Origin of the sequence: Streptomyces sp. URMC 123 (genome assembly GCF_051386515.1) — a bacterium.
In the GTDB taxonomy this organism is placed as follows: domain Bacteria; phylum Actinomycetota; class Actinomycetes; order Streptomycetales; family Streptomycetaceae; genus Streptomyces.
In genome coordinates, this window is sequence record NZ_JBPQTV010000306.1 from 1 (window position 1) to 7,697 (window position 7,697).

Annotated in this window: 7 protein-coding genes; 4 read left to right on the forward strand and 3 right to left on the reverse strand. The window is 76.1% G+C overall.

Annotated features, from left to right (window positions below; genetic code table 11):
• The 3 genes from ACSNOD_RS25575 to ACSNOD_RS25585 form a co-directional block, all read left to right on the forward strand.
• A partial coding sequence (locus ACSNOD_RS25575; protein ID WP_436769408.1) for an ABC transporter substrate-binding protein occupies nucleotides 1-2,706 on the forward strand: 2,706 nt, incomplete at its 5' end.
• Nucleotides 2,697-4,322, forward strand: coding sequence for a glycoside hydrolase family 5 protein (locus ACSNOD_RS25580; protein ID WP_436769409.1), 1,626 nt, complete (start codon nucleotides 2,697-2,699; stop codon nucleotides 4,320-4,322). The genes ACSNOD_RS25575 and ACSNOD_RS25580, both read left to right, overlap by 10 nt.
• A 149-nt stretch (nucleotides 4,323-4,471) precedes the next feature.
• The gene (locus ACSNOD_RS25585; RefSeq protein ID WP_436769410.1) at nucleotides 4,472-4,693 is read left to right on the forward strand and encodes a hypothetical protein; all 222 of its coding nucleotides are present in this window, start codon (nucleotides 4,472-4,474) and stop codon (nucleotides 4,691-4,693) included.
• A gap of 178 nt (nucleotides 4,694-4,871) precedes the next feature.
• Here ACSNOD_RS25585 and ACSNOD_RS25590 read toward each other — a convergent pair whose 3' ends face one another.
• The 3 genes from ACSNOD_RS25590 to ACSNOD_RS25600 form a co-directional block, all read right to left on the reverse strand.
• Nucleotides 4,872-5,981, reverse strand: a complete 1,110-nt coding sequence (locus tag ACSNOD_RS25590; protein ID WP_436769411.1) for a helix-turn-helix transcriptional regulator — start codon at nucleotides 5,979-5,981, stop codon at nucleotides 4,872-4,874.
• A 1-nt stretch (nucleotide 5,982) separates the two neighbouring features.
• Nucleotides 5,983-6,882 (reverse strand): DUF4097 family beta strand repeat-containing protein, encoded by a 900-nt coding sequence (locus ACSNOD_RS25595; protein WP_436769412.1) that lies wholly within the window; start codon nucleotides 6,880-6,882, stop codon nucleotides 5,983-5,985.
• 126 nt (nucleotides 6,883-7,008) lie between these two features.
• Nucleotides 7,009-7,188 carry a DUF6104 family protein gene (locus ACSNOD_RS25600; protein WP_436769414.1) on the reverse strand — a complete coding sequence of 60 codons (180 nt, stop codon included), beginning with the start codon at nucleotides 7,186-7,188 and terminating at the stop codon, nucleotides 7,009-7,011.
• A 132-nt stretch (nucleotides 7,189-7,320) separates the two neighbouring features.
• Between ACSNOD_RS25600 and ACSNOD_RS25605 the strand changes: the two genes are divergently transcribed.
• Nucleotides 7,321-7,697: CU044_2847 family protein (locus ACSNOD_RS25605; RefSeq protein WP_436769413.1), on the forward strand; the 377-nt coding region annotated here is incomplete at its 3' end.

A 7,697-nucleotide genomic window follows, 5' to 3' on the forward strand; every position in this document is an offset into this window, starting at 1 on the left:
CGCCGGGTCGTCGCCGGCCTCGGCGCCCGGCTGCGCGGCGACGCGGACATGCTCGCGCCGCACGCCGTGCTCACCGCGCAGGAGCCGGGCACGGAGCCGTCCCAGCTCGACATGTTCGAACAGGTGGCGCTCCAGCTCGCCGCGTCCATGCCGCGCGGCACCGGCCGGCTGCGGCTGCCCGGCTACCGGCTGCTGCACGCCGTCCTCACCGCGCCGCGCCTGGAGGGGCCGCTGGAGCAGCGCCACCGCGCCCTGCGCGACCACTGCTACGCCGCCCACTGCCAGTGGTCCACCCCGGCCGGCACCCTGTGGTGGCTGGGCGGCCGGGACCAGGCGGGCGGCGGCAGCCTGGTGGAACTGCTGTGGAACTTCATCGCCGGCCCGCTGTTCCAGCGGCTGCCCCGGGCGCTGTACGGGGCCCGGGCCACCCGGCGCATCCTCGGCCACGGCCGCAGCCGCCGCTGGTACGCCGAGTGGTACCGGCAGCAGCACGGCGCGCCGCCCACCGACTTCTTCCGCTCCGCCCTGGAGCTCGCCCGCGGCGAGGAGCAGCGCGACCCGGAGCAGACCGACCGGGTCCTGATGCACGCGCTCCTCGCCGACCTCGACGCCGCCGTCAGCCCGCGCCGCCTCAGCCCCTGGCGGCGCCGGCGCACCACCCGCTTCGTCCTCCTCTTCGAGGAGCTCGGGCACGCCGACTCCCGCACCCAGCGCTTCGTGCGCGAACTGCGGTCGGCCGCCGAGGACCTGGGGTGCACCTCCGTGCTCGCCATCGGCGCCGGCGCGCGGTCGCTGGCCGCCCGGGTGCCGGACCTGCGGCCCACCGACCTCGCCCACGCCGGTGCCGAACTCGACCTCGTCGAGCGGCGCGGCATGCCGCCCGGCACCCCCAGCGGCATGATCGTGCCGCTGCGCGAGGACGCCTTCCAGGACGACCAGCAGGCCGCCTACTGGCTGGGCCGGCGGCCCCGCCTGGTGCCGCCCACGCATCGCTGGGGCCCGGCCGCGGAACTGCTCGGCGTCGCCGGGGCCGCGGTGCTCGCCCTGCTGCTCACGGCGGGACTGGTGGCCTTCCCCGGGCTGCGGGACAGGGGTGACGACACCTGCCTCGGCGGCACCTTCCTCGGCACGGACGGGCAGTGCGTCGGTGTCGACGAGGGCGCGGCCGGGTTCGGCACCCGCCCCAGCGACCGCGCCGTACGCGACGTCCTGGGGCGCATCGAACGCCAGAACGCCGAGGTCGACGCGGCCTTGCGGGGCCGGCCCGCGGACGACCCCCGCCCCGGGCACCGCACCGTCGTCTACTTCGGCCCGCTGACGGGCGGCAAGGACGCCGAGGACCCCGTGCGCGGCGGCACCCTGCCCGAGCTGCGCGGCATCGCCATCGCCCAGCAGGAAGTCAACCGGCAGGCGCTGACCACCGGCGAGCGCATTCCACTGCGGGTGCTGGCCGCCAACGCCGGCGACCGCTTCCGGGACGCGCCCGCCGTCGCCGACCACATCGTCGAACTGGCCGGGCGCGACCCCTCGATCATCGGCGTCGTCGGCTTCGGACAGAGCCGGCGCAAGACGTACGAGGCGATGCGGACCCTGAACGCGGCCGGCATTCCCATGGTCGGCACCTCCGGCACCGCCGACGAACTGCTGCGCCAGGGCCCGCACTACTACCAGATCGCCCCCACCGACGAGCGGGCCGGCCGCGCCATGGCCGCCTTCGCCGCGGACGCCCCGATGATCCACACCAAGGACGCCGGCCGGGACAGCCAGGGCGGAGCCGGGGACGCCGGCCAGGACAGCCAGGGCGGCCAGGGCAGTCAGGGCGGCCGGGGAGAGGCCGGGGACGGCGAGCGGGCCACGCGCGTACGGATCGTCGCCGACCCCACCGACGCCTACAGCAACAGCCTCGCCGCCTCCTTCCGCACCCACTACGGGCCGGCCCGCGCCGAGGTCCTGCTCTACACCCCCGGCGACGCGCCCGAGTCCGGGCCGGTGCCGGGCGCCCTGACCGGTACGGCGGTGCCCACCGTGGAGGACCTGGCGCGCGAGGTGTGCGAGGCGGTGCGCGAGGAGCCGCGCACGGCCCTGGTCTGGTCGGCGCGGGCCAGCCAGTTCACCCCGTTCCTCAGCGAGCTCTCGCGGATCTCCCGCGACTGCCCGCGCGTCAGCGTGCTCGGCGGCGACGACGTCACCAACACCCTCGTCCAGGACGAGCGCCCCTGGGACCACTTCCGGGGGCTGACGCTCTACTACGTCTCGCACGGGCTGGCCTCGGCCATCACCGCCGCCAGCACCGAGGCCGCCACCTACCTCGGCGCGTACGACGCCGCGTACGGGGGCGGGCGCGAGGCACAGGCGACCGCGCTGCGCGACGACGGGCACGCCACCCTCGCCTGGGACGCGCTGCGCTATCTCGCCGAGGCGGTGGACCAGGCGTGGCGGACGACCGGCGGCCACGCCGACCGGGTCGACCGCCCCCTGGTGCAGGGCGTGCTCTACCAGGGGCTGGGCAGCGGCGGCCTGGACGGCGCCACGGGCCGGATCGAGGCCAGGGGCGCGGCGGGTGGCGGCCGGCAGACGGAGAACAAGCTGGTCCGAGTGGTGCGGGGGTCCGCGGAAGGGCCCCGGACGGAGCTGCTGTGCGGAGTGGTGGCCCAGGGCGACGAACGCCGTCGGTGGGGGCCGGAGGGAGAGCGTCGATGTCCATGACGGCGGGTGCGGCCCCGGCCGCCCGGGTCCTGCTCACGCTGACGGCGGCGCTGGCGCTGCTGCTTCCCGGGCCGGTGCTTCCGGGGCCGGTGTCGGCCACGGCCAGCGCGGCGGAGGCGCGGGGGCCGGTGCCGGCAAGCGCCGCGGAGGGCCGGGGGTCGGTGCCGGCCAGGGGCGCGCAGACGCGCGGGTCGGTGCCGCCGCTCACCGACGAGGCCGGCCGCACCCTCACCCTGCGCGGCTGGAACGTGGAGGACAAGACCCACCGCGGCGCCGACGCCCTGTCCGCCGTCACCGAGCGCCACTTCCGCGATCTGCGCGCCCACGGCTTCAACACCGCCCGTCTGCTGGTCTTCTGGGACGACCTCGAACCGGAGCGGGGGCGGTACAGCGGGCGCTATCTCGACCGGATCGAGCGCATTCTCGACTGGGCGTGGCGGCACCGCGTACGGGTCGTCCTCGACGCCCACCAGGACGTCTACGGCCCCGCGTTCGGGCACCGGGGCGTCCCCGAGTGGGCCACCAGGACCGACGGCCTGCCCTTCACCCCGCACCCCGACGACTGGTTCGCGGAGTACTTCGAGCCGGCCGTGCAGGCCGCCTTCGACCACCTCTACCGCGACCGCGACCTCCAGCGCGCCCAGGCGCGGATGTGGCAGGTGCTCGCCGGGCGCCTGGCCGGCCACCCGGCGCTGCTCGGCTACGACCTGATCAACGAGCCGATGGGCCGGATGCTGCCGGGGGAGGACCTGGCCACGGCGGCGCGGCGGATCGAGGCCGAGCAGCTCACCCCGATGTACAACCGGCTCGCGGACGCCATTCGCGCCGTGGACCGCCGCACCTGGCTGTTCGTCGAGCCGACCCCGATCGTGGGCGAGGGCGTGCCCACGGGCCTCGGCCGGATCGACGACCCCCGGGTGGTGTACGCCCCGCACTTCTACAACGCGGCGATGGAGGCCGGGGCGGACTACGACCCGTCGGCCGGCTGGATCGAGCGGTACGAGGCGGCCGTGACGCGCTATCCCGCCGAGCACCGGGTGCCGGTCGTGGTGGGGGAGTGGGGCCCGCTCAACAGCGAGCTGCCGAACATGGGCCGCTTCTACGACGACGCCCTGGCCTCCCTGGAGCGCTACGGCTCGGGGTGGGCGGGGTACGTGTGGTGCTACGGCGGCGGGTACTGCGCGCTCGACGCCGACGGGCGCTTGCGGAAGAACAAGGAGCGCACGGCACGGCCGTACGCGCCGGCCGTGGCCGGACGGGTGGCCGAGGACCGCTACGACCCGGCCGCTCGTACGTATCGGCTGCGCTTCGCCCCCGGCGCGGGGCCCGGTTCGGGTCCCGGTGCGGCGTACGACATGGGGCCCGGCTCGCGGGGCGGGGTGAGCGAGTTGTCGCTGCCGCCCACGGCCGAGGGGTGGCGGGTGACGGTCGAGGGGCCGGCGACGGCCTGGCCGAGGACCGTCGGCCCCGGCCGCTCCGCCACGGTGACGGTCCGCGGTGCGGTGGGGTCCGGTCACGGGAGCGGTTCGGGGTCCGGTCACGGGGGTGGCGGGCCGGCCGGTGCGGAGGTGCGGGTGACCGTGACGCCGCTCGCCGGCGTCAAGCCGGCGTCGTGAAAGGGGCGTCAGCCGACACCGTCGGATGATCCGCCTTTGCCTGCCCGTGACTTATCGGTGCGTCCATCGGATAAGCGGGGTGGCAGGGCCGGGCGGGCGCCCCACGCGGGCAGCCGGAGCCGGCCACGACAGAGCACGAGGAGACGACGGTGAACGGCAAGCAGGGCAGGGCGCTGACCCGATGGGCGGTCGCGGCCGCCATGACGGTGGCGGCGGTCGCCCTTCCGGTCGGCGCGGCGAGCGCCGACGAGTACCACGAGCAGTCGGACAACGGGCCTCGGGTGGCGCTGATCAACGGCCAGGTCGACGACCCCATGGAGGACGTGCTGGAGCACTTCCTGCTGCTGGGCGGCACCCACACCTGGGACTGACGGGGACTGACCCGGTGGTGGACCGGCCCCCCGGTCGGGCACTGATCCCGGCGGGGCCGACCCCGGCAGGGGCCGAGGCCGCCCCCGGCGGGCCCGGCCGGACGGCCCCGGACAGCCGCCGGGGCCACCGCGACCGGCCCGGTGGCGGCCGGCGCGTCCCGTGGCGTCCTGCGCCGTGTCAGCCGCCCGGCCGGCGCAGCAGGACACCGATGTGGGCGGCGGCCGTCGACAGCCAGCGGCGGGCCTCGCGCAACTGCTCCTGGGTCACGCCGTTGTCGCGGGCCGCGTCCCGGATGTCGTCGCGGAAGCGGTCCAGCAGCCGGTCCAGATCGCGCGCCGGATCGGCGGACGGGGCGTCACCCGCCCTGGCCCACTCCGGCTCGGGCACCTGCTCGACGCCCTCGGCGGGGCCTCCCGCAGGGGCCGCGCCGGCGGACCCGCCCGGCTCCGCGCCCCGCGCGCCCGGGGCCTCGGCGCCCCGGGCGCCATGGGACGGACCCGCCCACTCGTGGCCCGCCGCCGCTCCCGCGGTGCCGGCCAGCGCGCCCAGCTCCCGCGCCAGGGCGTTGACCCCCTCCAGCAGCCCCGTCGGCCAGTCGCCGTGCCGCGCGTGCTCCTGGATCTGCTCCTGGACCCGGCGCTTGATCCGCAGCACCTCGTCCCGGGTCTGCTCATGGGCCTGTTCGGCCTGGCGGCGGGCGCGCTGGGCATCCTGCTTGGCCCGGCGGCTCTCCTCCTTGGCGCGGCGTGCCTGCTCCTTCCACTCCTCCCTGGCGCGCGTGAACTCCTCCTTGGCCAGCCGCCACGCCTCCCGGTCCCCGAGGCCGCTCTCCCAGTCGGTCCAGGGCCGGTCCGCGGCCTCGCCCTTGCGGGCGCCGGGCCGGGCACCCGCCGGGCCGCCGCGGGCCTCCTTGGCGGCGGCGCGCAGCTCGCGGCGCAGATCGTCGGCCGAGCCGCGCACCTCCTCGCGGATCTCCGCCGCCAGCTCGGCGACCGACTCGTGGATCTCCAGTTCGAGCTCCGCCAGTTCCCCCTGGCGGTCGCGGAGTTCGGCGCGGCCCGCCTCGGTGATCGAGTACACCTTGCGGCCGCCCTCGGTGGCGTGGGTGACCAGGCCCTCGGCCTCCAGCTTGGCGAGGCGGGGGTAGACCGTGCCGGCGGAGGGGGCGTAGCGGCCCTGGAAGCGCTCCTCCAGCAGCCGGATCACCTCGTAACCGTGGCGCGGTGCCTCGTCGAGCAGCTTGAGCAGATAGAGCCGGAGCCGGCCATGGGCGAAGACGGGGGGCATCTCAGAGAACCTTTCCACCCGATGGCGACGATGGCGACGACGGGGACGGCGAGGGGGCGGGGCCGCCGGCGGGCGCGGCGCCGACGAGGCGGGCGTCGTCCTCGGCCCGGCGCAGCAGGGCCACGGACCCGGAGAGCGTGGTGATCGCGAGCTTGCCGGCCGCGCTGCCCAGCCGGCCGCGCAGCCGCCGGGACCCCCACTGGTTGTCGACCCGGAGGCCGTCGAACACGCAGGAGATCCTGCCGGCGGTCGTCTTGGCGTCCACCTCGGAGTCCCCGGTGTACGGCAGCCGGACGGCGACCTCGCCGGAGACGGTGTCGAGCCGGAGGTCCGGCGTCTGGTGGGGCAGCAGATCGGCCATCAGGTCGCCGCTGACGGAGTCCGCCCGCACGGCGGGGCCGGCGCCGTCCACCAGGGTCAGATCGCCGGACACGGAGCTGAAGCGCAGCGGCCCCGTCAGGGCCTGGGTCTCGAGGGCCCCGGACACGGTGTCCGCCTCGACCTGGCCGGAGAGGCCGACGAGCGTGGTGTCACCGCTGACGCCCTGGACCTCCGTGCGCCCGGAGACGCCGGAGACGACCGCGACGGCGTCCACCGTGGCGACCCGGACCCGCGCCCCCGCGGGCACGGTCAGCGAGACGACGGCCCGGCGCCGCCGGCGCTGGCGGGCCGGCCAGGAACGGAAGCCCTTCCAGGGGAGGTCCTCATAGGCGACGATCAGCACGCCCTCGCGATGGGTGACCACCAGGGGCGGGCCCTCCAGCGCGCTCACCTCCAGGCGGGCGGTCGGCTCGTGCGTGCCGACGACATTCACCGTGCCGCTGACGAGCCGCACATCGAGGGCCACGACGGGCTCGGCGAACGAGAGCTCTCGCGGCTCGGAAACCGACCACTCGGACATGGGCCCGACCTCCCCGGGAACGGCACGGCGACGCAACATATCGCGTCTCTCGATAGACACGATATATCGCGCTTGTGGGAAGTCAAGACCGCCTCGGCCCCGTGCGGAGCGGCGGCGATGCGGCGACTACTCGTCGTCCTCGTCGTCGAGCCGGGCCAGCCAGGTGGCCAGACGCTCCACCGGAACCTCGAAGTCCGGGTTGAGGTCCACGAACTCGCGCAGCCGCTCGGCGACCCAGCCGAGGGAGACCTCCTCGTCTCCGCGCCGGTTCTCCAGCTCCTCGATGCCACGGTCGGTGAAGTACAAGGCCTGCTCCACAAGGGGGTACGGGACGGGATGTTCTCCGCAAGGATAGGCAGCCTCGTCGCACGCTCTCGCGCGGGTGGGGCACCGGCACTAGCCTGCTGGAGCATCACCGGCGGGGAGGCGGGGGGCGGAATGAGCGATGGCGTCATCCGGGTGGAGCTGCCGGACGGCACGCCCGTCTGGGCGCGGATCTCGGGGGCCGAGGAGGTCGCCGGGCCGCGCCGCGGCGGCTACACCGACACCCGCTTCGCCGACCGGGTGACGGCCCGGGTCGAGGGGCTGCAGCCCCTGGTCGCCGGGGTCGCACGGTCCCTGGCGAGCGCGCTGCGGGCCGCCCGGCCGGACGAGGTGAGCGTGCAGTTCGGCATCGAGCTGGCCGGCCGGGCCGGCAAGGTCGTGGGCCTGCTCGCGGACGGCGAGGCCAAGGGGGCCATCTCGGTCACCCTCACCTGGCGGGGCGACCCGCCCCCGGAGCTCACCGCGGCCGACCCGCCCCCGGAGGCCACCGC